22 protein-coding genes and 1 tRNA gene are annotated in these 25,254 nt (G+C 72.3%); 9 read left to right on the top strand and 14 right to left on the bottom strand.

What is annotated here, in order from left to right; genetic code table 11:
- Nucleotides 1–30 precede the first annotated feature (30 nt).
- From SCATT_RS36100 to SCATT_RS06780, 3 genes are all read right to left on the bottom strand, one after another.
- On the bottom strand, nucleotides 31–255 hold the full coding sequence (locus SCATT_RS36100) for an FmdB family zinc ribbon protein (protein WP_014142224.1): 225 nt from the start codon (nucleotides 253–255) through the stop codon (nucleotides 31–33).
- A 44-nt stretch (nucleotides 256–299) separates the two neighbouring features.
- Nucleotides 300–1,544, bottom strand: coding sequence for a hypothetical protein (locus SCATT_RS06785; RefSeq protein WP_014142223.1), 1,245 nt, complete (start codon nucleotides 1,542–1,544; stop codon nucleotides 300–302).
- A gap of 71 nt (nucleotides 1,545–1,615) precedes the next feature.
- Nucleotides 1,616–2,383 carry a DUF4097 family beta strand repeat-containing protein gene (locus SCATT_RS06780; protein ID WP_014142222.1) on the bottom strand — a complete coding sequence of 256 codons (768 nt, stop codon included), beginning with the start codon at nucleotides 2,381–2,383 and terminating at the stop codon, nucleotides 1,616–1,618.
- A 208-nt stretch (nucleotides 2,384–2,591) separates the two neighbouring features.
- Here SCATT_RS06780 and SCATT_RS06775 point away from each other — a divergent pair.
- From SCATT_RS06775 to SCATT_RS06760, 4 genes are all read left to right on the top strand, one after another.
- Nucleotides 2,592–2,666: transfer RNA gene (locus SCATT_RS06775), tRNA-Val, on the top strand.
- A gap of 171 nt (nucleotides 2,667–2,837) precedes the next feature.
- Entirely contained in the window at nucleotides 2,838–4,988 is a 2,151-nt protein-coding gene (gene pabB / locus SCATT_RS06770) for an aminodeoxychorismate synthase component I (protein WP_014142220.1), read from the top strand.
- Nucleotides 4,989–5,025: 37 nt separating this feature from the next.
- Nucleotides 5,026–5,922, top strand: a complete 897-nt coding sequence (locus SCATT_RS06765) for a polysaccharide deacetylase family protein (RefSeq protein WP_014142219.1) — start codon at nucleotides 5,026–5,028, stop codon at nucleotides 5,920–5,922.
- An 821-nt stretch (nucleotides 5,923–6,743) separates the two neighbouring features.
- The gene (locus SCATT_RS06760) at nucleotides 6,744–7,499 is read left to right on the top strand and encodes a DUF6227 family protein (RefSeq protein WP_014142218.1); all 756 of its coding nucleotides are present in this window, start codon (nucleotides 6,744–6,746) and stop codon (nucleotides 7,497–7,499) included.
- A gap of 88 nt (nucleotides 7,500–7,587) precedes the next feature.
- Here the strand turns inward: SCATT_RS06760 and SCATT_RS06755 are convergent, their stop codons facing one another.
- Both SCATT_RS06755 and SCATT_RS06750 read right to left on the bottom strand, forming a co-directional pair.
- On the bottom strand, nucleotides 7,588–8,247 hold the full coding sequence (locus tag SCATT_RS06755) for a DedA family protein (protein ID WP_014142217.1): 660 nt from the start codon (nucleotides 8,245–8,247) through the stop codon (nucleotides 7,588–7,590).
- A 172-nt stretch (nucleotides 8,248–8,419) separates the two neighbouring features.
- Entirely contained in the window at nucleotides 8,420–8,872 is a 453-nt protein-coding gene (locus tag SCATT_RS06750; protein ID WP_014142216.1) for a DoxX family protein, read from the bottom strand.
- 136 nt (nucleotides 8,873–9,008) lie between these two features.
- On the opposite strand from SCATT_RS06750, the gene SCATT_RS06745 reads away from it, so the two are divergent.
- Nucleotides 9,009–9,791, top strand: a complete 783-nt coding sequence (locus tag SCATT_RS06745; protein WP_014142215.1) for an ABC transporter permease — start codon at nucleotides 9,009–9,011, stop codon at nucleotides 9,789–9,791.
- A gap of 248 nt (nucleotides 9,792–10,039) precedes the next feature.
- On the top strand, nucleotides 10,040–10,624 hold the full coding sequence (locus SCATT_RS06740; protein ID WP_014142214.1) for a TMEM165/GDT1 family protein: 585 nt from the start codon (nucleotides 10,040–10,042) through the stop codon (nucleotides 10,622–10,624).
- An 896-nt stretch (nucleotides 10,625–11,520) separates the two neighbouring features.
- Here SCATT_RS06740 and SCATT_RS06735 read toward each other — a convergent pair.
- From SCATT_RS06735 to SCATT_RS06710, 6 genes are all read right to left on the bottom strand, one after another.
- Complete coding sequence (locus tag SCATT_RS06735; RefSeq protein WP_014142213.1) at nucleotides 11,521–12,288, bottom strand: alpha/beta fold hydrolase; 768 nt, start codon at nucleotides 12,286–12,288, stop codon at nucleotides 11,521–11,523.
- A gap of 54 nt (nucleotides 12,289–12,342) precedes the next feature.
- A complete protein-coding gene (locus SCATT_RS06730; RefSeq protein WP_014142212.1) occupies nucleotides 12,343–13,242 on the bottom strand; it encodes an aldo/keto reductase in 900 nt (299 codons plus the stop codon).
- A gap of 9 nt (nucleotides 13,243–13,251) precedes the next feature.
- A complete protein-coding gene (locus SCATT_RS06725; RefSeq protein WP_014142211.1) occupies nucleotides 13,252–14,118 on the bottom strand; it encodes a helix-turn-helix domain-containing protein in 867 nt (288 codons plus the stop codon).
- A 68-nt stretch (nucleotides 14,119–14,186) separates the two neighbouring features.
- Nucleotides 14,187–15,005: an SDR family NAD(P)-dependent oxidoreductase gene (locus SCATT_RS06720; RefSeq protein WP_014142210.1), complete on the bottom strand. Its 819-nt coding sequence runs from the start codon at nucleotides 15,003–15,005 to the stop codon at nucleotides 14,187–14,189.
- Nucleotides 15,006–15,434: 429 nt separating this feature from the next.
- Nucleotides 15,435–16,103, bottom strand: coding sequence for an HAD-IA family hydrolase (locus SCATT_RS06715; protein WP_014142208.1), 669 nt, complete (start codon nucleotides 16,101–16,103; stop codon nucleotides 15,435–15,437).
- A gap of 154 nt (nucleotides 16,104–16,257) precedes the next feature.
- A complete protein-coding gene (locus tag SCATT_RS06710; protein WP_014142207.1) occupies nucleotides 16,258–16,833 on the bottom strand; it encodes a hypothetical protein in 576 nt (191 codons plus the stop codon).
- A gap of 140 nt (nucleotides 16,834–16,973) precedes the next feature.
- Here SCATT_RS06710 and SCATT_RS06705 point away from each other — a divergent pair, with 140 nt between their 5' ends.
- Nucleotides 16,974–19,160 carry an MFS transporter gene (locus SCATT_RS06705; RefSeq protein ID WP_456114974.1) on the top strand — a complete coding sequence of 729 codons (2,187 nt, stop codon included), beginning with the start codon at nucleotides 16,974–16,976 and terminating at the stop codon, nucleotides 19,158–19,160.
- Between the two features lie 28 nt (nucleotides 19,161–19,188).
- Here the strand turns inward: SCATT_RS06705 and SCATT_RS06700 are convergent, their stop codons facing one another.
- The gene (locus tag SCATT_RS06700) at nucleotides 19,189–20,331 is read right to left on the bottom strand and encodes an acyltransferase family protein (RefSeq protein ID WP_231905044.1); all 1,143 of its coding nucleotides are present in this window, start codon (nucleotides 20,329–20,331) and stop codon (nucleotides 19,189–19,191) included.
- Nucleotides 20,332–20,522: 191 nt separating this feature from the next.
- On the opposite strand from SCATT_RS06700, the gene SCATT_RS06695 reads away from it, so the two are divergent.
- Complete coding sequence (locus SCATT_RS06695; RefSeq protein ID WP_014142204.1) at nucleotides 20,523–20,852, top strand: hypothetical protein; 330 nt, start codon at nucleotides 20,523–20,525, stop codon at nucleotides 20,850–20,852.
- 57 nt (nucleotides 20,853–20,909) lie between these two features.
- Here the strand turns inward: SCATT_RS06695 and proP are convergent, their stop codons facing one another.
- Both proP and SCATT_RS06685 read right to left on the bottom strand, forming a co-directional pair.
- Entirely contained in the window at nucleotides 20,910–22,250 is a 1,341-nt protein-coding gene (gene proP / locus SCATT_RS06690; protein WP_231905209.1) for a glycine betaine/L-proline transporter ProP, read from the bottom strand.
- Nucleotides 22,251–22,564: 314 nt separating this feature from the next.
- Entirely contained in the window at nucleotides 22,565–23,812 is a 1,248-nt protein-coding gene (locus SCATT_RS06685; protein WP_014142202.1) for a cytochrome P450, read from the bottom strand.
- A gap of 272 nt (nucleotides 23,813–24,084) precedes the next feature.
- On the opposite strand from SCATT_RS06685, the gene SCATT_RS06680 reads away from it, so the two are divergent.
- Nucleotides 24,085–25,254, top strand: coding sequence for a steroid 3-ketoacyl-CoA thiolase (locus tag SCATT_RS06680; protein WP_014142201.1), 1,170 nt, complete (start codon nucleotides 24,085–24,087; stop codon nucleotides 25,252–25,254).

The raw sequence follows: 25,254 nt of genomic DNA, 5'->3' as shown, positions 1-25,254 counted from the left end.
GCCCGGCGCGTCAGGCCAGCGGAGGCCGGTTCAGCCGCAGCACCCGCCGCCGCAGCAGCCGCCCCCGCCGCCTTGCGGGGCCCGCGCCGCCCCGGCCCCGCTCGTGGCCGTCCCGGTGACCGCCACCGTCGACAGCAGCTTCACCGTGTCGTCGTGCCCGTGCGGGCAGGCCGCCGGATCCGACGACTGCGCCATCGGCCGGTTCATCTCGAACGTGGTGCCGCACGCGCGGCATCGGTACTCGTAACGAGGCATGGCGGCAGGATAGCCGCGGCGGCGGAGGCGGTCAGCCGGTGCGTTCAGCTCGTGCGGGCGCGTTCCTCGCGGATGGCGGCGACCACGTCCTCGGCGGTCTCCCGGATCGCGGCGAGTTCGGTGAGGAACGCCCAGTAGTCCGGGTGGCGCCCGGTGAGGCCGTCGACGGCCCGTTGCAGCCGGGCCACCCCGTCGTCCAGTGGCCCGGCGTGCCGGGGGTCGGGGGTGGCACGCCCCTGCATCGCCAGCCGCTGGGCGTCCCGCAGCGCGAACCGGGTCCGCTCGATCTCGCCCTGCGGGTCCCGGCTGACCTCGTCGAGCCGCCGCAGCCGGTCGCCCGCCGCCGACACCGCCGCGTCCGTCTCCGCCAGCAGGTCACGTACCGCGGTCAGGGCGGCGGTGGCGTCCGGCCAGCGCTGCTCGGCGCGGGCCCGCTCCGCCTCGGCCAGCCGCCGCTCGGCCCGGGCGACCGCGTCGGCGGCCCGCTCCGGCACCTGCTGGAGGTCCTGCCAGCAGGCGGCGCTGAACCGGCGGCGCAACTCGCTCAGGGTCGGCCCGACCTGCCCGGCCCGGGTGGTGAGCGCCTGCGCCCGGGTCCGCAGGCTCACCAGGCGGCGGTCGATCTCGGCGGCCCGCTGCGGCAGCGCCTCGGCCTCGGCGCGGATCTCCCCGGCCGCGCGGCGCATCGCGTCGGCCCGCTGGATCGTCTCCCGCACCCCGTGCGCCTTGGCACCGGCGTTGAGCTTGGTCAGCTCCGGGCCGAGCGCCGCCAGCCGGGCGGCCAGGTCGTCGGCGCGCAGCCCGGCCGCCCGCACCTCGTCCAGCGCGCCGGTGGCGCCCAGCAACGCCTGCCGGGCCTGCTCCACGGCGGGCGCCAGCCGGGACAACTCGTTCTCCGCCCGGGTCAGCATCGGCCCCAGGCTCCGCGCGAAGCGGTCCAGGTCGGCCCTGACCTTCACGATCTCGTCCCGGGCCAGCGTGAACGCGTTACGGGCCCGGGTGGCCGCGGCCAGGTCGAGCTGTTCGGCGTCCAGGTCGTGGGCGTCCACGGCGGCGATGTAGCCCCCGCTGACCTCGTCGATCCGGCGGGCCAGGGAGTCGTAGTCCGCCTTGGCCTTGCGCCCGCCCGGCGAACGGTCCACCGCGGTGATCGTCTCGATGGTGAGCGTCAGCTCCCGCTGCGCGGTGTCCAGCTCGTAGAAGGACTCGGCGGCGGCGTCCTTCGCGGAGCGGGCGGCGGCACGGTGACTGTCGTCGTCCCGCCGCCACCACGAACGTGCCGTCGCCACTTGAAGTCTCCCCGCTTGTCCGGCCGGTCTGCTGCCGTCCCATACTCCCACCCGGCGCCGCCGCCGGACCGTCAGGTGGCGGTGCGCACCGTCGCCGATCCGTTCTTGACCCGGACCGTCACCACGTGGCCGCTGTGGCGCTTGACCGGTACGTCGACGTGGGTGCTGCCGTTGCTGGAACGGGCGGTGACGTCGTAGGAGGCGGGCGGCAGCTCGACGGTGACCTTGCCGTTGCCGGAGGTGACGTCCACCCGGTCGGGCACGGTGGCGAAGCCCAGTTGCACCGAGCCGTTGCCGCTGCGCGCCCGGACCGTGCGGGCACCCGTGCCGGTGGCGGTGACCTTGCCGTTGTGGCTGGTCAGCGTCAGGTCGCCGGAGCAGTCCTTGACCTGCACCGAGCCGTTGGCGGTGGATATGTTCAGCGGCGTGCCGATGTCCTCGGCCTCCACCTTGCCGTCCCCGGCCCGTACCGCCACCGCGAGACCGCGCGGGACCAGCACCTTGTGCCGTATCGAGCAGGAGCTGACCACCCCCGCGCAGTGCGTGCGCAACGCCAGCGTGGCGCCCGTCAGGTCCCAGGTGGCGCGCGGCGTGACGCCCAGCACGGCGCGCCCGCGGAACCACCGGGTGACCTCCACCTTGCGCACGTCGGCGGCCTCCACCACCAACGACCCCTCGGTGGTCTCGATGGTCAGCCGCTTGCCGGTGAAGGCGAAGGAGCGGTGCTCGGCGGGCCCCCGGTCCGCCACGGCGTGGCCACACCCGGCGAGCGCCAGCCCGAGCACCGTCGCGAGCAGTGGTGCGCGAAAGCCCATCCGGATGCGGTGTGCGCTGGCCACGATTCAGTTCTCCGTAAGCAACTCGTCCTCGGCGGCACCCCGCGCACCGCCGTCCAACCCGACGCTACGGCCCCGGCTCCCCACCCCGGAACCCCGCTGCCACCCGCGCGCGGGTGGGGATTACCCCCGCCCCCCGGTTCGATTTGTGGAGCAGGGGGCATGACACGGTAACCTGTCCTCTCCCACGCCGATCACCGATCAGGCCCGAGGGCGCATAGCTCAGCGGTAGAGCGCTGCTCTTACAAAGCAGATGTCGGCGGTTCGAATCCGTCTGTGCCCACCAGCGGAAACGCCCCGGAGCGATCGCGCTCCGGGGCGTTCGACGTCCAACTCCCCTCCCACCGGCGGCCGGCCGTCCGTTCCGCGGTGTTTTGTGCGGCATCGGCAGCGCTGACAGGGGGCGAGGGGGCATGGGAGACTGGAAGGCCATCCCTCCCCTCCCACCACCCGGCCGATGCGCACGCTACTGATCGACAACTACGACTCGTTCACCTACAACCTGGTGCACCAGATCGCCGCCGCCACCGGCCAGGAGCCGGAGGTGGTGCGCAACGACGATCCGGGGTGGCGGGCGGGGCGGCTGGACGGGTACGACGCCGTGGTGATCTCGCCGGGGCCGGGCACCCCGCGGCGGACGTCGGACTTCGGCATCTGCGACGAGGTGATCGCCCGCTGCGAACGCGCCCGGCTGCCGCTGCTCGGCATCTGCCTCGGCCACCAGGGGATAGCCGCCCGGCACGGCGGCACCGTGGAACGCGCGCCGGAGCCCCGGCACGGCCGCACCTCACCGGTACTCCACGACGGCACCGGCCTCTTCGCCGGCGTCCCCTCGCCGTTCGAGGTCGTGCGCTACCACTCGCTGGCCGTCACCGACCTGCCCGACGAGCTGCGGGCCACCGCCTGGACCGAGGACGGCGTCCTGATGGCCCTCGCCCACCGGGAACGGCCGGTGTGGGGGCTGCAGTTCCACCCCGAGTCGATCTGCACCCGCCACGGCGACCTGCTCCTGCGCAACTTCACCGCGCTCGCCCGCGCCGAACGCGCCGCGCACCCGCGCCCCCCGGTGACCGTACGCGCCCCCGAACCGACCCCCGCCCCCGCCGCGCCCCCGCGCGAACTGGAGGTCCTGGCCGAGCGGATACCCACCCGCTGGGACGCCGAAGTCGTCTTCGACCGGCTCTTCCGCGAGCGCCCGTACGCGTACTGGCTGGACGGCGGCGGCCCCGGCTCCGGCCTGTCCGCCGACGGCACCGGGCGGTTCTCCGTACTCGGCGACGCCACCGGCCCGCTGGCCCGGGTGGCCACCGCCGACGTGTGGACCGGCACCGTCACCGTGCGCGAACGCGGCCGGGAGCAGCTGGTCACCGGCTCCTTCCTCGACTGGCTCGACGCCGATCTGCGCGGGCTGCGCACGACCTGCCCCGAGCTGCCGTGCGACTTCGCCCTCGGCTGGGTCGGCTACCTCGGCTACGAGCTGAAGGCCGAGTGCGGCGGCGAGCGGGCGCACCGCTCGCCCGACCCGGACGCCGTGCTGGTCTTCACCGACCGCGCGATCGTCCTCGACCACGCCACCGGCACCACGTACCTGCTCGCGCTGGCCGAACGCGGCGCCCGCAGCCAGGCCCGCGCCTGGCTGCGCGAGACCCGGCGCCGCCTCGCCGCCCTGGCCGGGGCCGCCCCCGGCCCCGCCCCCCGGCCGCAGCCGGCCGCGCACGGCATCCGGCTGCGCCACGACCGCGCCCGCTACCTGGAACTGATCGCCGAGGCCCAGGAGGAGATCGCGGCCGGCGAGACGTACGAGGTGTGTCTGACCAACACCGCCGACATCCCCGGCCCGGTGGACGCGTGGCAGGCGTACCGGCTGCTGCGGCGGCTGAGCCCGGCCCCGTTCGGGGCGCTGCTCTCCTTCGGCGGGCTGTCGGTGCTCAGCACGTCGCCGGAGCGCTTCCTGCGGATCGGCGCGGACGGCGTGGCCGAATCCCGTCCCATCAAGGGCACCCGGCCGCGGGGCGCCACGGCGGCCGAGGACGAGGCGCTGCGGGCCGGCCTGGCGGCGGACGAGAAGGACCGCTCGGAGAACCTGATGATCGTCGACCTGGTCCGCAACGACCTGGGCCGCTGCGCGGTGACGGGTTCGGTGGTCGCCGACGACGTCTTCCGGGTGGAGAGCTTCCGTACCGTGCACCAACTGGTGAGCACGGTACGGGCCCGGCTGCGGCCCGGCGCGTCGGCGGTGGACTGCGTACGGTCCGCCTTCCCCGGCGGCTCGATGACCGGGGCGCCCAAGGTGCGCACGATGCGCATCATCGACCGGCTGGAGGGCGGCCCGCGCGGCGTCTACTCCGGGGTGATCGGGTACTTCTCGCTGACCGGCGCCGCCGATCTCAGCATCGTCATCCGCACCGCGGTCGTCACCGAACGGGGCATCCGGTACGGCACCGGCGGGGCGATCGTGGCCCTGTCCGACCCCGCCGCCGAGTTCGAGGAGACGGCTGTCAAGGCGGCCCCGCTGCTCGCCCTGACGGCGACGGAGTTCCCGGGCCGCGCGGACGCCGGCGCTCCGGGCGCCGGGCAGGGAACGGATCCGGCCGTCAGTCGCTCTTAACCGGCGTAGGTACGGCGACTGTCGGGAGCACGACGCGGTGAAGCGGCACAACGGGTTGAGCAGGGTCCACAGCACGACGGCGGGGGTGGCGGCGCTCGCCGCGGTGGCCACGCTGGCGACCGGATGCGGCGGGGGCGCCGACGCCGCGGGCAAGCCGTCGCCGGCCCCGACGGCCTCCGGCGCCCCGGCGTCCGGTACGCCCTCCGCCCCGGCGGGCGGCGACGGTACGGCATCGGTGCCCGCCGCCGTCTGGCACAAGTGGGGCCTCAAGCCGCTGCCCGCACCGCCCGCCCCGCCGGCCGACAAGCCCGTCAAACTCACCGCGCACGGCCCGGTACCGGTCTTCGCGCACATCCCCACCCACCAGAAGGTCGTCTTCGTCACCCTCGACGACGGGCAGGAGAAGGACCCCAAGTTCATAGCCATGATGCGGGAGTTGCGGATCCCGGTCACCATGTTCCTGATGAACGACGCCATCAAGTCCGACTACGGCTACTTCAAGCCGCTCCAGGCGCTCGGGAACCACATACAGAACCACACCCTGCACCACCCGGCGATGAACACCATCCCGCTCGCCCGGCAGACCGAGGAGGTCTGCGGCGACCAGAAGATCCTCACCAAGCAGTACGGCACCGCCCCGCTGCTCTTCCGTCCCCCCTACGGGGCGTACGACACCGCCACCAAGGCGGCGGTGAACGCATGCGGTCCCCGCGCCATCGTCTGGTGGCGCGAGTCCATGCAGATCACCAACATGCAATACCAGGCGCCCGACAAGAAACTCCGCCCCGGTGACATCATCCTCGCCCACTTCCGTGGTCCCAGTGAGCTGAAGGGGACGACGATGACGGAAATGTTCGCCAACCTGATCCGGCGGATCGAGGAACAGGGCTTCACGGTGGCCCGCCTCGAAGACTACGTGGCTGCGCCAAGCTGACGGTTCGCTCGCGCTGACGGTTCGCTCGCGCTGACGTCAGCCATTACCTCCTCGGGGTGCGCCCGTTTCCGCTTCGTCGTGGCTGAGGTCACGGATTGTTTCCCCCCGCCCACCCGTGGCTGTGTTCGTACAGTGCGGGGGGCGCACTGTCTGCCTGGGTTTCCGGGGGCCCTCCGGGGTGACTCCTCGCTCCGCGTATCCGCCAAGGCTTGGCTCCGGCTGCTGGGTCGCTGCGGGGACACCCCTGCACGCCCCCGTTCTGTTGCGTTCCGCGCTGCGGCACGGGGTGGGTGAGAAGGAGATCGGGGTGACCCCAACCTCCTCACTCACCCCCACCCGCGAAGAGAGGCACCCGCACGACGGCAGGAGGGGGTGTGTCGGGGGTGTCCCCGCAGCGACCCAGCGGGGCGGGGGAAAGCCGACGACGAAACCTGGAGCGAGGAGTCACCCCCGGCGCGCCCCCGATCCCGTACCGGCAGTAGGCGAAGCCCCCGGTGCCGAACCAAACCAAAACCCCACCAACCACCCACCGGGCAGGGGCGAACGGGGGCCACCCCGGAACCCCGAACCGGGCGAACCGGGCACCACGGCAAGGCCAATGCCGGCGCGCGGTGCGGGGGTCCGGGGGTGCCCCCGCCACGCCGGGGCCGACGGGGCCGCCCCGGCAGTGTGAAGTCGGGCTGAGCCGGCCACCGCGGGGCGGGGGTTTTCCGCGATTCAGGGGCGGAATCGCGGAAAACCCGACACGCGCTGCGCGCGCACCGCTACCGTAAGTGCGCGCGCAGCACTCGGTACCGCACGCGCGCACTGGGGAGGCCCTCATGGACGACACGCGCGAGCACGTGGAGCGGTTGCTGGACCGCGCCCACAACGCGTTCGAGCTGGACGACGCCGTGGTGGCGCGGCTGCGCGGCGCGCTGATGCATTGCGTGGAGCTGCACTCGCTGCACCGCCGCAACGGCCCCCCGTACCCCCTCGGCCACCGCACGCTGCGCCACGTCTTCCTCCTGCCCGACGGCGCCGACCTGGTGCTCTGGGAGATCGAGTACACCACCGGCCCGGGCAGCCGCACGCTCCACGAGGTCTACGCCGACCAGGCCCAGGCGGCCGAGGCCGAGCGGCGGATGACGGCCTGGTGCGGCACGGAACCGTACCCGAGGGCCGACACCGACGCCGACGCCGCCCTCCAGGACCTGCTCTCCGGGATCCTGGACGACCTGGCCATCCCCGGCCGCAGCCGGTCCCGGCACACCTACGAGCACGACCGCTCCGCCGAGCACGCCTGGCGCGTCCTGCGCCGCGCCGAGAACCCCGACCGCCCCGGCGCCCGCATCCGCCGCCTGCTGCGTACCGCCGTCGGCCACGAGACCACCCTGGTCGCCATGAGGCACGCCCGCGACGAGGGCCCGGCCGTCGAATGGGCCCTGTACGAACACGCCTTCCTCCTCGCCGACGACAGCGAACTCAGCCTGTGGGAGGTGGAGCACTTCCCGCCCGACGGCTACCCCGTCTGCGAGGTCTACCTCGACGAGACCACCGCCCGCGACAGCGCGGAACGCCGCCGGGAAGCGCTGTGAGCGTGATGATGGCGATCGGGGGACGCGCTGGACGCCGGGTACGTGGACGCCGCGGTGACGGGGTGGCGGCTGCGCGGGGCGTGAGGGGTCAGCGGAGGTCGGCGGGGACGGGGAGGTCCTGGGCGGGGACCGGGAGGTCGGGGGTGGCGAGGGTGCGGCGTTCGCGGCGGAAGACGTAGGCGGCGACGGCACCGGCGCCGGCCAGGGCCAGCAGGGACATGGCGGTGGACACCCAGGAGGCACCCAGCCAGTGGCCGCCTATGTAGCCGAGGCCCACCCCGTAGGCGGCCCAGACGAAGCCGGCCAGGGCCGACCAGGGGAGGAATTCGGCGGGGCGGCGGTGGGCCGCGCCGGCGCCGAGGCTCACCACGGAACGGCCGGCCGGGGCGAACCGGGCCAGCACCACCAGGGCTCCGCCGCCCTGCGTCAGCACCTGGCCGAGACGTTCCTGCGCGGCGGCGAGCCGGCGGGAGCGTTCCAGCCGGCGGTCGAGCCAGGCGCCACCGCGCCAGGCCAGCCGGTAGGCGGCGAGGTCGCCCAGACAGGAGGCGGCCGACGCGCACAGCAGCAACGCCACGATGTCGGTGGCGTCCTTCGCGCCGTCGGCGCCCGCGGTGCCCACGGTCGCGGCGGAGGTGAGCAGCACGCCGCTGGGCAGCACGGGCAGGAAGACGTCGAGCAGCACGCTCAGCGCCACCAGCGCGAACGCCCACGGGGAGTCGACAAGCGCAGTCAGTCTGTCGACCACCGTCGTTCTCTCCCGGATCGCCCGTGCGTTGTAGGCGGCGACCAGGGGCCGGAGCCTCCCGGTACGCCGCCGTACAGCGTACGCCTGGAATCTGTGCGGTGATCACACCGGACGGGGTGAGAAGGTTCTCATACGTTTCGACCCGGTTTCCCCGGCGTTCAGCGGCGCCGGGTCAGGCCGGGCTGCCGGCCTCGGCGGGGGCGGCCGGACGACGGCGGCGGGCGGCGGAAAATATCCCGTCCAGCGCCCAGGCGCCCGGCCCGGTGACCGCGAGCAGCAGGAACGCCCACGAGTACAGGGCGGCCGGCTCGCCACCGTTCTGCAACGGCCACAGCGCGAGCTTGGCGTGCACGCTGAAGTACGCGTACGCCATCGACCCCGAGGAGATCAGGGCGGCGGCACGGGTGCCGAGGCCGAGGACGACGAGGACGCCGCCGATGAACTGGATCACGGCCGCGTACCACCCCGGCCACGCGCCGGCCGGCAGGGTGCCGCCGTGGGTGCCCGCCGCGCCGCCGAGGACGCCGAAGAGCGAGGCGGCGCCGTGGCAGGCGAAGAGCAGGCCGGTGACGACCCGGAAGAGGGCGAGGACGTGAGGTTTGGCGGTGTCGGCGGACAGGCGCATGGGCAGGCTCCTTCGGTCGGCTGTGGGGGACGCACCGATCGCGGACCACATTAGGCAGACCTAATTAAACTCTGCAACTTTCAAGCATTTCGAGTTTGTTTCACCGCCCCGTCCCGGCCGGGCGCCGACGTACCGTATGGCCGTGTCCGCCGCCGCTTCCGCCACCACCTTGCTGCCGGTCAACGCCATGCTGGGCGTCGTGCTGGCCGCGCTGCTGCTCGCGGCGGTCGCCGTCGCCTGCTACGCCCGCTTCGTCGACGACCGGGAGAACTACCCGAGGGCCATCGCCTACGCCGGGCTGCGCGCGGTCGTCCAGCTCGCCGTCGTCGCCCTGGTCATCGGGTGGGTGGTGCGCAGACTGCCGACGCTGCTCGCCTTCGTCCTGGTGATGTACGCCGTCGCGGTACGCACCGCGGGCCGCCGGATCACCCGGAACGGCACGTGGTGGTGGGCGTCGGTGCCGATCGCCGTGGGCGCGCTGCCGGTGGTGGCGCTGCTGGTGGCCGTGGGGCTGGTGCCGCTGAAGGGGGTGGCGCTGATTCCGGTGGCCGGGATCCTGATCGGCGGCGCGCTCACCGCCACCGTGCTCGCCGGGCAGCGGGCCCTGGACGAGTTGCGTTCCCGGCACGGCGAGGTGGAGGCGGCGCTGGCGCTCGGGCTGCTGGAGCGGGACGCCCGGCTGGAGATCGCCCGCCCGGCCGCCGCCACCGCCCTGATCCCCGGCCTCGACCAGACCCGCACGGTGGGCCTGGTCACCCTGCCGGGCGCCTTCGTCGGCATGCTGATCGGCGGCGCCTCCCCGGTGATGGCCGGCGCGGTGCAGCTCTTCGTCCTGGTCGCCCTGCTCGCCGTGCAGGCGGTCGCGGTCACCGTGGTACTGGAACTGGTGGCCCGGGGACGGATCACCCGGCCCCGGTGAGGACGCGGCGGCGCCGGGCGGGAACGCGGCCGGCCCGGACGGATCGGTTACGCTGGTGCGAGCAGAAGGGGAGTAGCTCTCCGCCGGACCGTCGACATACTGCTGGAACGCTCCAGCCGGCGCCCGGAGCCACGCCGTCCACCGGCCTGGCCAGCGAGACCTTCGGCCGCAGTGTCCGACACTGCCGTGCCGAAGCGACCCCTTGGAGCTCCGGCGCGGCGCACCGCCCACCAGGAGTCCGTGAGACCGTGTTCAGCCTCACCATCGCCGCGATCGTCTTCGGCGTGATCTTCGTCGCCGAACTTCCCGACAAGACCGCGCTCGCCAGCCTGATGCTCGGCACCCGCTACCGCGCCGGATACGTCTTCTGCGGCATCGCCGCCGCCTTCGCGGTCCACGTCGTCGTCGCCATCGCGGCGGGCAGCCTGCTGACCCTGCTGCCGCACCGGTGGGTGCAGGGCGTGGTCGGGGTGCTCTTCCTCGCCGGCGCGGCGATGATCCTCTGGCAGCACTCCGGGGACGAGGACGAGGAGACCATGAAGCCCCCCGCCGACCAGAGCTTCTGGAAGGTCGCCGGAAGCGGCTTCATGCTCATCCTCGTCGCCGAGTTCGGCGACCTCACCCAGATCATGACCGCCAACCTCGCCGCCCGCTACGGCGACCCGCTCTCCGTCGGCATCGGCGCGGTGCTCGCCCTGTGGGCGGTGGCCGGGATCGGGATCCTGGGCGGACGGGCGTTGATGAAGCGGGTGCCGTTGCGGTTGATCACGAAGATCGCGGCGGCGGTGATGGTTGCCCTGGCGGGCTTCAGCTTGTACGAGGCGCTCTCCTAACGGTTCGCTCGCGCGGGCCCGCTACGCGCTGGCGGTCAGCCATTACTCCGTGGCCCGGTTCGCCCGTTTCAGGTTTCCGGGGTGGCCCCCGTTCGCCCCTGCCCGGTGGGGGGTTGGGGTGGGTTTTGGTTTGGTTCGGCACCGGGCCGGTTCGCCTATTGCCGGTACGGGGTCGGGGGCGCGCCGGGGGTGACTCCTCGCTCCGCGTATCCGCCACAGTTGCGCTCCGGCTGTTGGGTCGTTGCGGGGACACCCCCGGCACACCCCCTCCGGTCCGTTCGCGGGTGCCTCTCTTCGCGGGTGGGGGTGAGTGAGGAGGTTGGGGTCACCCCGATCTCCTTACTCACCCCCTCCGTGCCGCAGCGCGGAACGATGCGGAACGGGGGCGTGCAGGGGGGTCCCCGCAGCGACCCAGCAGCCGGAGCCAAGCCTTGGCGGATACGCGGAGCGAGGAGTCACCCCGGAGGGCCCCCGGACCCCAGGCAGACAGTGCGCACCCCGCACTAGACGAACACAGCCACGGGTGGGCGGGGGGAAACATCCGTGACGCCAGCCACGACGAGACGGGGGAGTCGGGGGGCACCCCGGGGAGGTAATGGCTGACCGCCAGCGCGAGCGAACCCTCACCCCGGAGGGCCCCCGGAAACCCAGGAAGACAGTGCGCACCCCGCGCTATACGCGTACAGCCACGGGTGGGCGGGGGAAACAGCTGTGACGCCAGCCACGACGAGACGGGGACCGGGCGAACCCCCGGGGAGGTAATGGCTGACCGCCAGCGCGAGCGTGACGCCAGCCACGACGAGACGGGGGCCCGGGGGCACCCCCGGGAGTCCGGGGCCGGGGGGAACGCCCTGTGCGGGGGATCGGGGGCACCCCGGGGAGGTAATGGCTGACCGTTAGCGCGAGCGAAACGCGTTCAGGAGCAGGGCGCAGAACGCCTCGGGCTGCTCCAGTGGAGCGAGGTGTCCGGCGTTGGGGACGACTACCAGGTCGCCCGCGTCGAGTTCGTCGGCGAGGGATTTCCCGCCTTGGAAGAAGTCAGGCATGTCGAGTTCTCCGACGCCGACCAGGGCGGGGATCGCCAGGGTGCGCAAGGCGTCCGCGTTTTGGCTCAGCGGGTCGGTCGCCAAGTTCGGCTCGCCATGGGCGAGTTGAGAGGTCAGCTGGCGGCGCAGCATGTCGGCGGCGTGGGCGCGTACCTCGTCCGACGCGTTGGGGGACGTCCAGGAGTCGACGCCGGCCTGGACAGCGGCCTCGATGTCGTCGGCGTCCAGCGCGGTCTTCTCCCTGTCCCACGCGGTTTGGAGGCGGGGAGACGGCGGCAGGTCGTGCGGGCGGTAACCGATCAGTGCCAAGCCCCGTACGCGTTCGGGGGCCGTGACCGCGGTCTGGAGGGCCACCAGGGCGCCGAGTGAGTTCCCGGCGAGGACGAAGCGGTCGACGCCGAGGTGGTCGAGGGTGTCGAGGACGTCGGCCCAGGGGGCCACTTCGCGGTGGTCGGGGAGGGGGGAGTCGCCGTGACCGGGCAGGTCCAGGGCGATGGCCCGGACACCGGCTTCGGCGAGCAGGGGGAGATGCGCCCGCCACATGGTGCGGTCGGTGGGTCGGGCGTGCAGCAGGACGACCGGTTGGCCTTGGCCTGCCTCGTCAAAGGGAAGTAGCACGGCTGGAGTGACCTTCTTCGGAGAGTGCGGATGGTGGGACGCCCACGGCAGGGGTCACGCGGCGGCGTCGAGTTCGGCGATCTCCGCCTCGCTCAGGCGGAGGTGGGCCGCGGCCACGTTGTCCTCCAGGTGGGCCACCTTGGAGGTGCCGGGGATGGGCAGCATGACCTCGGAGGAAGCCAACAGCCAGGAGAGGGCCACGTGGGACGGGCGGGTGCCGTGCGCGGAGGCGATGCGGTCGGCCGTTCCGCCGGGTCGGGCCAGTTCGCCCGCGGCCACGGGAGCCCAGGGGATGAAACCGATGCCGTGACGGGTGCAGTAGGCCAGGACGTCGGCGGAGGTGCGGTCGGTGAGGTTGTAGCGGTTCTGGACGGTGGCGATGTCCGCGACGCGCCGCGCCCGCTCGATCTGGTCGACCGTGACCTGCGACAGGCCGATCGCGACGATCTTGCCTTCGTCCTGGAGCTTCTTCAGCTCGCCGACCTGGTCCTCCAGTGGGACCTTGGGGTCGACACGGTGCAGTTGGAACAGGTCGATGTGGTCCAGTCCGAGCCGGCGCAGACTCATCAGCGCCTGCTGGCGCAGGTACTCGGGACGGCCGACCGGCGGCCACGCCGCGGGGCCGAGGCGCACCAGCTCTCCGCCGCGCCTGATCACGTCGGGGCCGTTACGGGTCAGACCCGCCTTGGTCGCGATGAGTACGTCGTCCGAGTAGGGGTGGATGGCCTCCCGGATGATCTCCTCGCTGACGTACGGCCCGTAGGAGTCGGCGGTGTCGATCAGCTGAACACCGAGTTCGACGGCGCGGCGCACCACACGCACGCACTCTCCGCGATCATCGGGCTCCCCCCACACCCCGAGCCCGGTCAGCCGCATGGCACCGAAGCCCAGCCGTGCGACTTTCTTGCCGGCTATCTCGAAGGTGCCGACGCTGTCGGCCAGGGACGTGGTCATGATGGAAAATCACTCCTTCTGTATGGGTATGTCTTCGTTGGAGGGATCAGCGGCGGTGGCGCTCTGCTCGGCCAGGCGTCGCAGCAGGACCAGGGCGTCGGCGCTGGCGCTGCCGGGTTCGGCGCTGTAGACCGACAGGTGCTGTCCCGGGGCGCTGGCGACGGCCAACGCCTCGAAGTGCAGGCGTAGTTCCCCCACCCGCGGGTGGCGGAAGTGCTTGTCCTCGTGGGTACGCGGACGTACTTCGTAGCGGGCCCACAGGTTGGTGAACGCCGGGCTGCGCAAGGTCAGTTCGCCGACGACCCGTTGGATCCGCTCGTCCTCCGGGAACTGTGAGGACGACGCCCGCAGGTTGCCCACCGCGATCCGCGCCGCGGCCTCCCAGTCCGCGTAGAACTCCTTCGCGTACGGATCGAGGAAGATCATCCGCAGCAGGTTGTCGTACCGGGCGAAGCCGCAGTAGAGCTCGCGCGCCATCGCGTTCGCGGCCAGGACGTCCTGCGCCGCGCCGACCAGGAAGGCCGGCACGTCCTGCATGCCTTCCATCAGACGCAGCAGCTCCGGGGCGACGGTCGTCGATGTGGACGTCTTCGTCCCGAACACCGGCATGCCGAGCCGGTAGAGATGCGCGGCGGCGGCGTCGTCGAGTCGCAGTGCGCCGGCGATGGCCCGCAGCACCTGGTCGGACGGGTGCCGTTCCCGGCCCTGCTCCAGCCGGATGTAGTAGTCCGTGCTCACACCCACGAGCAGGGCCACCTCGTCCCGCCGGAGTCCCGGCACCCGCCGTGGTCCGTAGTCGGGCAGACCCACGTCCTCCGGCCGGATCAGTGCGCGGCGGGCGCGCAGATAGTCTCCGAGTTCGTTCTTGCTGTCCACGATCAGGACACTAGTGCGGTTGGGCTGCCCGCGCGTGGGTGCGCTGCACCCACGCGGATCCGCGCGGGTCAGTCCTGCTGCTCGGTGGGTCTGATCAGGATTTCGTTGACCGCGGTGTGGCGGGGCCGGGTGACGACGAAGGCGATGGCGTCCGCCACGTCCGCGGGGGTCAGGCGTTCCATCGTGGAGTACCGCTCGCGCATCCGCTGCTGGATCTCGGGGCGGTTGTGCTCGGGCAGTTCTGTTTCCACGGCGCCGGGTTCGACGAGTGAGGTGCGTACGTGGCGCCGTGTGAGTTCCCTGCGGAGGGCCTCACCGAAGGCGGTCACGGCGTACTTGCTCGCGTTGTAGGCACCGCTGCCGTCGCGGACCTGGCGGCCCGCGGTGCTGCTGACCAGCACGAGATCGGCGACCTGACGCGGACCGTGGGCCGCCGAGTCGAGCAGGTGCGGGACGGCGGCGTGGGCGGTGTACATGAGGCCGAGTGTGTTCAGTTCGATCATCCGGCGCCATTCAGTCGTGTCGGCGCCCGCGAGCGGCCCCAGGAGCATGACGCCCGCGTTGGCCACGACGACATCGAGACGGCCGAAGGTCTCGACGGCCCGCGCGACGGTCGCGTCGGCCTGCCGTTCGTCGGTGATGTCGGCGGTCACGGCCAGGGCGCGACCACCGGTGCCTTCGATCGTCTCGACGAGCGCGTCGAGACGGCCGGTCCGGCGGGCCGCGACCGTCACGCTCGCGCCGAGAGCCGCCAGCGCGAGCGCCGTGCCCTCGCCGATCCCGCTGCTGGCTCCCGTGACGAGGGCGACCGTCCCGGCGAGCGGACGGAGGGCGGAAGCCCGGTGTGTTTCCGGCGCGAGATCCGCCGTGTCGGGGTAACTGGTCATGGCGTCGACGGTAGGCGCGTCACCACCTGGCGTGGGAGGGAGCGATACCCCCACCCGACCACCCCGGCCTCCCCCTCCCGCCGTCACGCGGGTGCCTCTCTTCGCGGAGGAAGGGTAAGGAGAAGGTTGGGGTGCCCCCGATCTCCTTTCTTACCCACCCCGTGCCGCAGCGCGGAACGATGCGGAACGGGGGCGTGCAGGGGTGTCCCCGCAGCGACCCGGCGGGGCGGGGGAGAGCCGACAACGAAACGTGGAGCGAGGAGTCACCCCGGAGGGCCCCCGGACCCAAGGCAGACAGTGCGCACCCCGCACTGTACGAACACAGCCACGGGTGGGCGGGGGGAAACATCTGTGACGTCAGCCACGACGTGACGGGGGACCGGGCCCACCCCGAGGACGTAATGGCTGGCCGCCAGCGCGAGCGAACCGTCAGGAGAGGAGAGCGAGGGTGAACCCACCCTCGGCCGCCGGGGAGACGGCGACCTGTTCGAGGGTGGGGACGTGGGCCGTGGGGGAGAGGGCGGCGGCGCGGGGGCCGACGCCGATGACGGTCATGCCGGCCGCGAGGCCGGCGGAGATGCCGGCCTCGGAGTCTTCGAAGACGACGCATTCCTCGGGGGCGAACCCCAGTTCCGCCGCCCCCTTCAAGAACCCCTCGGGATCCGGCTTGCTCGCGCTGACGGATTCCGCCGTCACGCGAACCTCCGGCATCGGGAGCGCGGCGGCGTCCATCCGGGCCCGGGCCAGGGCCTCGTCCGCGGAGGTCACCAGGGCGTGCGGGAGGCCGGCCAGGGCGGCGAGGAACTCGGGGGCGCCGGGGACCGGGACGACCCCGTCCACGTCGGCGGTCTCCTCGGCGAGCATGCGCGCGTTGTCGGCGTGGTTCTCGGCCATCGGCCGCTCCGGCAGCAGCACGGCCATGGTCGCGTACCCCTGGCGGCCGTGGACGACCTTGAGCACCTCGGCCGGGTCGAGCCCGTGCTCGTCGGCCCAGCGGCGCCAGCAGCGTTCCACCACGGCGTCGGAGTTCACCAGCGTGCCGTCCATGTCCAGCAGCGCGGCCTTGAACACACCCAGGGTCTGCGACCTGCGCGTCATGCTGCCACTCCTGAAGCTCGACGGACGCGGGGGGAAGAGCAGTGGCCCCGCCCGCCGGTCAGGGGAAACGGGCGGAGCCACTTTGTTCCTCAACGATACAAAACGAGTGGCGCCCACGCCAACCGCCCCCCTGGCCGCAAGCCGTCCGGCGGACCTAGCCGACCCCTCCGACCTGCGGCTCCACCGTCTGGAGGAGCCCGTAGGTGAAGTGGGCCACGTGGCGTTCCCCGGTGCCGGGGTCGGCGAAGGCCAGGCGCCAGCGGGTGGGGGCGTCGCCTTCGAGCGGGCGGGCGGCGGGGAAGGCGCGGGCCACCTCGTCGACCACGTACGACCAGGGCCGCAGGTCGGCCACCTCGCGCGGGGCGGGCGGGGTGGCCCCCGGGGCGCGTACCAGCCACTCGTTCCACACCCGTCCGCCGGGGCCGGACATCACCTCGAAGCGCAGACCGGGCCAGAGCGGCACCGGCCAGCGCAGCGCCCGGCAGGTCACATCGCCGATCCGGCGTTCGGCGACCGATTCGGGGGCGCCCAGCAGGAGCCGGTGGCGGGCCTCGCCGCGCGGGAAGGTGCGGGCGCGCAGCGTCGCCTGCCAATGCCGGTTGGCCTCGCGCATCTCGGAACGGGAGGCGCCCAGCTCGCGGAGCGCCTCCTCGACCAGCTCCGGCCGGTGGTCGGCCATCCGGCGGAGCAGGACGAGCTGGAGTCCCCGGGGTCCGAATTCCGTCGCCACGCCCTCGATCCTGCCAGACGGCCATCGGGCTGACTGAATGGGGCAAACCTGGGCACATACGACTAGATGACGTGAACGGTCATCCCGCGATGGCCAACGGCCACCCCGGCGAACCGCTGATCCTCGACCGAGGAGCCGCGATGGCGCGCGACGACGCGATCAGGCCCGAAGGGACCGCCCCCGGCAGCCCGGGCGGTTCCGTCCCCGACCACCCGGACCGCCCGGCCTCCGGGGTCCCCGCCGGGCGTCCACCGACCGGCGCCGGAACCGCCGAGCCGTCCGGCCCCGGCAACGTCCCCGGCGACGTCCCCGGCGACACCCCGCGCCGGATCGTACTCGTGGCCATGAGCGCCCTGCTCATGGGGATGCTGCTGGCCGCGCTCGACCAGACGATCGTCTCCACCGCGCTGCCGACCATCGTCAGCGACCTCGGCGGGCTCAACCATCTGTCCTGGGTGGTCACGGCGTACCTGCTGGCGTCGACGGCGGCCACGCCGCTGTGGGGGAAGCTGGGCGACCAGTACGGGCGCAAGCGGCTCTTCCAGACCGCCATCGTCATCTTCCTGATCGGCTCCGCGCTGTGCGGGATCGCGCAGAACATGGGCGAGTTGATCGTCTTCCGGGCCCTTCAGGGGCTGGGCGGCGGCGGGTTGATGGTGTTGTCGATGGCGATCGTCGGCGACATCGTGCCGCCCCGGGACCGGGGGCGCTACCAGGGGCTCTTCGGCGCGGTGTTCGGCGCCAGCAGCGTGCTGGGGCCGCTGCTCGGCGGGCTCTTCGTGGACCACCTGTCGTGGCGCTGGGTGTTCTACATCAACCTGCCGATCGGGGTGGTCGCGCTCGGCGTGATCGCGGCGGTGCTGCACATCCCCGTCCACCGCACCAAGCACACCATCGACTACGCGGGCACCGCGGCCATCGCGGCGGTGGCCACCTGCCTGGTGCTGGTGGCCTCGCTGGGCGGCACCACCTGGCCGTGGGCGTCGTGGCAGATCGTCGTGCTCGCGGTGGCCGGTGTCGTCCTGCTGGCGCTCTTCGTGGCGATCGAACGCCGGGCGGCGGAACCCGTGCTGCCACTGCGGCTGTTCCGGCTGCGTGCCTTCACCCTGTGCTCGGTGATCGGTTTCATCGTCGGCTTCGCGATGTTCGGCGCGATGACGTACCTGCCGACCTTCCTCCAGGTGGTGCACGGCATCTCGCCCACCCTGTCCGGGGTGCACATGCTGCCGATGGTGCTCGGCATGCTGATCTCGTCCACCGGGTCCGGGCAGATCGTCAGCCGCACCGGGCGCTACAAGGTCTTCCCGGTGCTGGGCACCGGCATCACCATCGGCGGGCTGTACTTCCTGCACACCCTGGACGAGTTCACCGGGACGTGGACGATGAGCGCCGCGTTCTTCGTCTTCGGTTTCGGGCTCGGCCTGGTGATGCAGGTGCTGGTGCTCGTGGTGCAGAACGCGGTGGGGTACGCGGACCTGGGGGTGGCCACCTCGGGGGCGACGTTCTTCCGGTCCATCGGCGCCTCGTTCGGCGTGGCCATCTTCGGCACCGTGTTCTCCAGCGAGCTGCGCACCCAGCTGACCGGCGCGCTGGCGGGGCGTGCGCTGCCGCCGGGGCTCACCCCGCAGGCGTTGCAGTCCGATCCGCACACGGTGGCCGCGCTGCCGCCGGCGGTGCGCGGTGCGGTGCTGCACTCGTACGCGGTGGCGATCACCGATGTCTTCCTGTACGCGATGCCGGTGGCGGCGGTGGCGTTCGCGCTCGCCTGGTTCCTGCGCGAGCAGCCGCTGCGGGCCTCGGTGACGGCGCCGGACGTCAGCGAGACGTACGCCTCCAACCCGGTTGAGCGCTCCTCGCGGGACGAGGTGGCCCGGGCGCTGTCGTGGCTGGGCACCCGGGAGGGGCGGCGCGGGCTCTACCGGCGGATCACCGAGCTGGCCGGGCTCGACCTGCATCCGGCGGCGAGCTGGCTGCTGCTGCGCATCAACCGGTACGGGTCGGCCGCGCCGCAACTGCTGGGGGAACGCACCGACGTACCGCCGGAGGTGGTCTACCAGGCGTCGGCCGAGCTGGAGATCGCCCATCTGGTGCGCCGGGAGGGGCTGGTGCTGGTGCTCACCGACGCCGGACGCGAGGTGGCCGGCCGGCTGGTGGACGTGCGCACCAGCGTCCTGGCCGAACTCCTCGGCGACTGGTGGGATCCCAAGCGGGCCCGGGACGATCTGCACGGTCTGCTGCGGGAGTTGAGCGGTCAGCTGTGCGGTGACGACTCCGACCGCCCGATGCCCCGGCAGGCACCGCCGAGGCGGGCCGCGGCCACCACCTGAGCGGAAGGCGGCGGCCACGGCCCGCCGGTCACCGCGCCGGACGCGGCTTGCTCAGGCCCCGCTTGAGGTAGCGGGCGAGCGGGCGTTCCACGTACCGGTGCACCAGCCACGCCGCGTACAGGAAGAACGCGGTCACCCCGCCGACCAGGGCCCAGGCCGGGACGGTGTCGTGCAGGTGGAGGATGACGCCCCAGCCGATGTCCTCGTGGAGCAGGTAGAGCGGGTAGGTCAGGGCGCCCAGGGTGGTCAGCCCGCGCCAGCGGATCCAGTCGAGCCGGCCCAGCGCGGCGGCGATCAGCACGGCGTAGCAGGCGGTGACGAAGGCGGCGGCGTAGCCGAACTGGAGGTGGTGGCCGACGTGTCCGCTCACCTCCGGGAGCTGCGTGGCGAGCTGGTGCAGGCTGAGCAGCCAGCACAGCCCGGTGAGGCCGGCCAGCAACAGGTCGGGGCCGTAGCGGTGCATCAGGTAGATGGCGACGCCCCCGGCGAAGTACGGGGCCTGGCCGGGCATGGTGAGCGTCCTGACGATCGAGTCACCGCTGCCGGTGGAGATCACCCCGGCCACCAGCCAGATCCCGCAGAACGAGACGACCCGCTGGTAGCTGAGCCCGGCCCGCACCACGACCAGGAAGAGCAGGTAGAAGACGAGTTCGCACCAGAGCGTCCAGTACACCCCGTCGACGTCGGAGACCTTCAACGGGTCCTGAAGCATCGTCAGGTTGGTGAGGAACTGGTCGATGCCGCGCCCGTAGCGCAGCCAGTGGCCGCCGGCCAGCAGCACGAAGACGGTGGTGGCCGCGATGGCGAACCAGTACGCCGGGAACAGCCGGGTCACCCGGGATATCAGGAAGTCCTTGGGGGTGCGCCCCCAGGCGGTCATGCAGATGACGAAGCCGCTGATGAGGAAGAAGAGCTGGACCCCGAGGAAGCCGTAGGAGCTGAACCGGTTGAAGACCGGGAACACCTCGTGCACCGGGCGGCCCCACGGATGCGGGTCGTGCTCGGCGAACGCGGTGTAGTGGTACGCCACCACGTACAGGGCGGCCAGCAGACGCAGGCCGTCCAGGACGTACAGCCGTGGTCGGCGTCCGGGGCCGGTGGGGGCGGCGGCGGACGGGGTCGCGGCGGTGACGGCGACGGGCGGCAGCGGTGGGCTGTCGTGAACAGGCATGGCGGTGCCCATGGGCCTCGGCACTCCGATTCGATGTGAGCCGGCTGTGGGGGACGCTAACGGCCCACGGGACGCTACCAGCAGTCACCCCTTGGGGGCACATCCGCGTTTGGTTCCGCTCAATCGGGCAACCTGTCCGGGCGTGGCGGCTCCGCCGCGGAGGAACCCAGCGCAACGGTGAGGAGCCGGCGATGAACGAGCACGACGGGCACGCCGCCCCGGATTCCGGTTCCGGCCCCCGGCGGGTGCTGGACGAGGTGCGCGCGGCGGAGACCGAACGCCGCACCCGGCAGGCCCTGGACGACTTCGCCGACCACCCCAGGCGTGCCGTCCAGGAACTCGACACCCTGCTGGCCGAGGCGTGCGGCTGGTTCACCGACGCCCTCACCGACCGCCGCCACGCGCTGCGCCAGCACTGGCGCGGCGAAGGCGGCTCCGCCTCCACCACCGTGGGCCCCGACGACCTCCGCCACGCCCTGGCCGAATACCGCGACCTCCTGCTGCGCCTGTCCCGGCTGTGACGACGCGGGACGGTGCGTGGGCGGTACGGGGACGTGCGCCCGTACCGCCCGGTGTGCTCAGGCGGCTTGCGGGGTGGCGGCCAGCTCGCGCGCCTCGGCCTCGGTGGCGACGGCCGGGGGAGAGCCCTTCAGCGGGCGGCCGGCGGTCTCGGACATCAGCAGGACGGCGACGCCGCCCACCACGGCCGCGGCCATCATGTAGTACGCGGGCATCAGCAGGTTGCCGGTGGCGCTGATCAGCGCGGTGACCACCAGCGGCGTGGTGCCGCCGAAGAGCGAGACGGAGATGTTGAACCCGACCGACAGCGCACCGTAGCGGATCCGCGTCGGGAAGAGCGCGGGCAGCGTCGAGGGCATCGCACCGGTGAAGCAGACCAGCAGCAGCCCGAGCGCGGCCATACCGGCGTACACCCCGGCCAGGCTGCCCTGGCGGATCAGCAGCAGCGCCGGGATCGACAGCAGCAGGAAACCGGCGCAGCCGGCGCCGATCACCGGGCGGCGGCCGAAGCGGTCCGACAGCCGGCCGGCGAGCGGCTGGACGGCCATCATCACGACCATCACCACCAGCACCACGATCAGCCCGTGCGTGGCCCCGTAGTGCAGCTGGCCGGTGAGGTAGCTGGGCATGTACGACAGCAGCATGTAGTCGGTGACGTTGAAGACCAGCACCAGCGCCACGCACAGCAGCATCGCGCGCCACTGGCCGAGCAGGATCTCGCGCAGCGACTTCTTCGCGGACTGCTCGACCTGCTTGGCCCGGGCCTCCTGCTCCAGGCGCGCGAACGCCGGGGTCTCCTCCAGCTTCAGCCGCAGGTACAGGCCGATCAGGCCGAGCGGACCGGCCACCAGGAACGGGATGCGCCAGCCCCAGGCCAGCAGCGCGTCATGGCTGAGCACGGCGGTCAGCACGGCGACGATGCTCGCGCCGGCCACGTAGCCGACCAGGGTGCCGAACTCCAGCCAGGAGCCGAGGAATCCGCGGCGCTTGTCGGGCGCGTACTCGGCGATGAACGTCGAGGCGCCGCCGTACTCACCGCCGGTGGAGAAGCCCTGCACGAGCCGGGCGGCGAGCAGCAGCAGCGGGGCGCCCACCCCGATCGCCGCGTACGAGGGGATCAGGCCGATCGCGAAGGTGCCGACCGCCATCATGATCATGGTGATGGCGAGCACCTTCTGCCGTCCGATGCGGTCGCCCAGCGGGCCGAAGACCATGCCGCCGACGGGGCGGACGAGGAAGGCGGCGGCGAAGGCGCCGAAGGTGGAGAGCAGCTGGGCGGTGGGGTTCCCGGACGGGAAGAAGACCTCGCCGAGGGTGACCGCGATGTAGCTGTAGACGCCGAAGTCGAACCACTCCATGGCGTTGCCGAGCGCGGCGGCGGTGACCGCCCGCTTGACCATCTTCTGATCCACCACGGTGACCGGGCGGGCCCGGTCCGCGGTTCCCCCCACGCCCCGGTTCGGCGGCCATCGGGTTTCGGCCTTCAACGTATCGGGATGCGTGGTCACGCTCGGTGCCTGCTTCCTGTCTCGGGTTTCCGGGTTTCGGAAGGACAGCTACCGACGATAGACAGGGATCATGCCTGGGCGTTTTTCTCCGGAGGTCGCCGGAGAAAAGTTGTGAATGCCGCTGTGAACTCGGGAAACGCGGGAGCGGACGGGCGTGGTGGAAGAGGGTTTCCGGTGATCTTTGTCACGATCCTACATCGGGCATTTCACTCATACGTCACCCGCATCTCCTTGATCCCGTTGAGCCAGGAGGAGCGCAGCCGACGTGGTTCGCCTACCTGCCGGATGCCCGGGACGGTGTCGGCGAGGGCGCCGAAGATCAGGTCGATCTCCAGCCGGGCGAGGCTGGCGCCGAGGCAGAAGTGGGGTCCGCCGCCGCCGAAGCCCAGGTGGGGGTTGGGGTCGCGGGTGATGTCGAAGACCTCGGGGCGGTCGAAGACCTCCGGATCGTGGTTGGCGGAGGAGTAGAAGACGCCCACCCGCTGCCCCTTCGCGATGCGCGCCCCGCCCAGTTCGGTGTCGCGGGTGGCGGTGCGCTGGAACGAGACCACCGGCGTCGCCCAGCGCACGATCTCGTCGGCCGTGGTGGCCGGACGCGTCCGCTTGAACAGCTCCCACTGTTCCGGGTGGGTGAGGAAGGCGTGCATGCCGTGGGTTATCGCGTTGCGGGTCGTCTCGTTCCCGGCCACCGCCAGCAGCAGCACGAAGAAACCGAATTCGTCGGCGCCCAGATTGCCTTCGTCGGCGGCGGCGACCAGGGTGCTGACGATGTCCTTGGCGGGACACTCCTTACGCGCCGCCGCCAGGTTCATGGCGTATGAAATCAGTTCGGCGGCGGATTGTGCACCGATCTCCTCGGTGATGGCCAGCTCCGGGTCGTCGTACCCCACCATCTTGTTGGACCAGTCGAAGATGCGGGCCCGGTCCTCCTGGGGGACCCCGATGAGTTCGGCGATCGCCTGGAGCGGCAGCTCGACGGCGATGTCGGTGACGAAGTCGCCGCTGCCGGTCCGCCGGGCGTCGGCCACGATGCGCGCGGCCCGCTCGCGCAGCGCGTCGTTCAGGCTCCGGATGGCCCGTGGGCTGAAGCCGCGCTGCACGATCTGGCGGACCCGGGTGTGCTCCGGCGGGTCCATGTTGAGCATGATCAGCCGCTGGACGTCGATCTGCTCGCGGGTCATCGCCTCGTGGAAGCGGATGATCGCGGTGTTGGCCGCCGAGGAGAACACCTCCGGCCGGGTGGAGACCTCCTTGACGTCCGCGTGCCGGGTCACCACCCAGTAGCCGTCGTCGCCGAAACCGGCCACCCCGTGCGGCTGGGCGTTCCACCACACCGGCGCGGTGGCGCGCAGCGCGGCCAGCTCCGGCAGCGGGACCCGGGTGGCGTAGACGTCCGGGTCGGTGAAGTCGAAGCCCGCGGGCGGGACGCCGTCGGGCATGGCGGGGCAGGACATCGCGGCCTCCAGGGCGGACCGGCGCCATAACTGACGAGCCATCAGATTCTTGCCGAAGGTAGTTTGCCCCGCCCCGGGTGGCAAGGGTCACGCCGCGATCCCCTCCACCCTACGGCGTGTCGCCTTGCCCGGCCTCGCCCCGGTGTCCGAACCGGGCCCCTTGCGCGACCGTACCGCGGGTAATACAACTGCCGGAGAACTAGAACGCGTACTAGTTCTTCCCGTGGGCTGCGGGCGCCGGGACGCCGGCAGCCGAGGAGAGGACGAGATTCATGGCCGCTGAACCCGTCATCGTCGAGGCCGTACGCACCCCCATCGGCAAGCGCGGCGGCGCGCTCGCCAACCTCCACCCCGCCTACCTGCTGGGCGAGACCTACCGCGAACTGCTGGCCCGCACCGGCATCCAGCCCGACTGCGTCGAGCAGATCGTCGGCGGCACCGTCACCCACGCCGGGGAGCAGTCCATGAACCCGGCCCGCACCGCCTGGCTCGCCATGGGGCTGCCCTACGAGACCGCGGCCACCACGGTGGACTGCCAGTGCGGATCCTCCCAGCAGGCCAACCACCTGGTCGCCAACCTCGTCTCCGCCGGGGTGATCGACATCGGCATCGGCTGCGGCGTCGAGGCGATGTCCCGCGTACCGCTCGGCAGCGCCTCCAAACACGGCCCCGGCAAGCCGTTCCCCGACGAGTGGAACGTCGACCTGCCCAACCAGTTCGAGGCCGCCGAACGCATCGCCCGCCGCCGCGGCCTGACCCGCGAACGCGTGGACGACCTCGGACTGATCTCCCAGCAACGCGCCCAACGCGCCTGGGCCGAGGAACGCTTCAAGCGCGAGACCTACCCCGTCCAGGTGCCCACCACCGAGGACGAACAACTCGCCGGACAGGGCATGTGGCGCCTGGTCGACCGGGACGAGGGCCTGCGCGACACCAGCGCCGAAGCGCTCGCGGGCCTCAAACCCGTCATGCCCCTGGCCGTCCACACCGCCGGGAACTCCTCCCAGATCTCCGACGGCGCCGCCGCCGTGCTCTGGGCCTCCCGCAAGGCCGCCCGCGCCCTCAAACTCCGCCCACGCGCCCGCATCGTCGCCCAGGCGCTCGTCGGCACCGACCCCCACTACCACCTCGACGGCCCGATCGACGCCACCCGGGCCGTCCTCGGCAAGGCGGGCATGTCCTTACGCGACATCGACCTCGTCGAGATCAACGAGGCCTTCGCCTCCGTCGTCCTGAGCTGGGCCCAGGTCTTCGACGCCGACCTCGGCAAGGTCAACGTCAACGGCGGCGCCATCGCCCTCGGCCACCCCGTCGGCGCCACCGGCGCCCGCCTGATCACCACGGCGTTGCACGAACTCGAACGCACCGACAAGGAGTTCGCCCTGATCACCATGTGCGCCGGCGGCGCACTGGCGACCGGGACGATCCTCCAGCGGCTCTGA

Origin of the sequence: Streptantibioticus cattleyicolor NRRL 8057 = DSM 46488 (assembly GCF_000240165.1) — a bacterium.
Taxonomy (GTDB): Bacteria; Actinomycetota; Actinomycetes; order Streptomycetales; family Streptomycetaceae; genus Streptantibioticus; species Streptantibioticus cattleyicolor.
The sequence above is the reverse complement of the archived record's forward strand: the minus strand, read 5'-3'. Positions and strand labels throughout refer to the sequence as shown.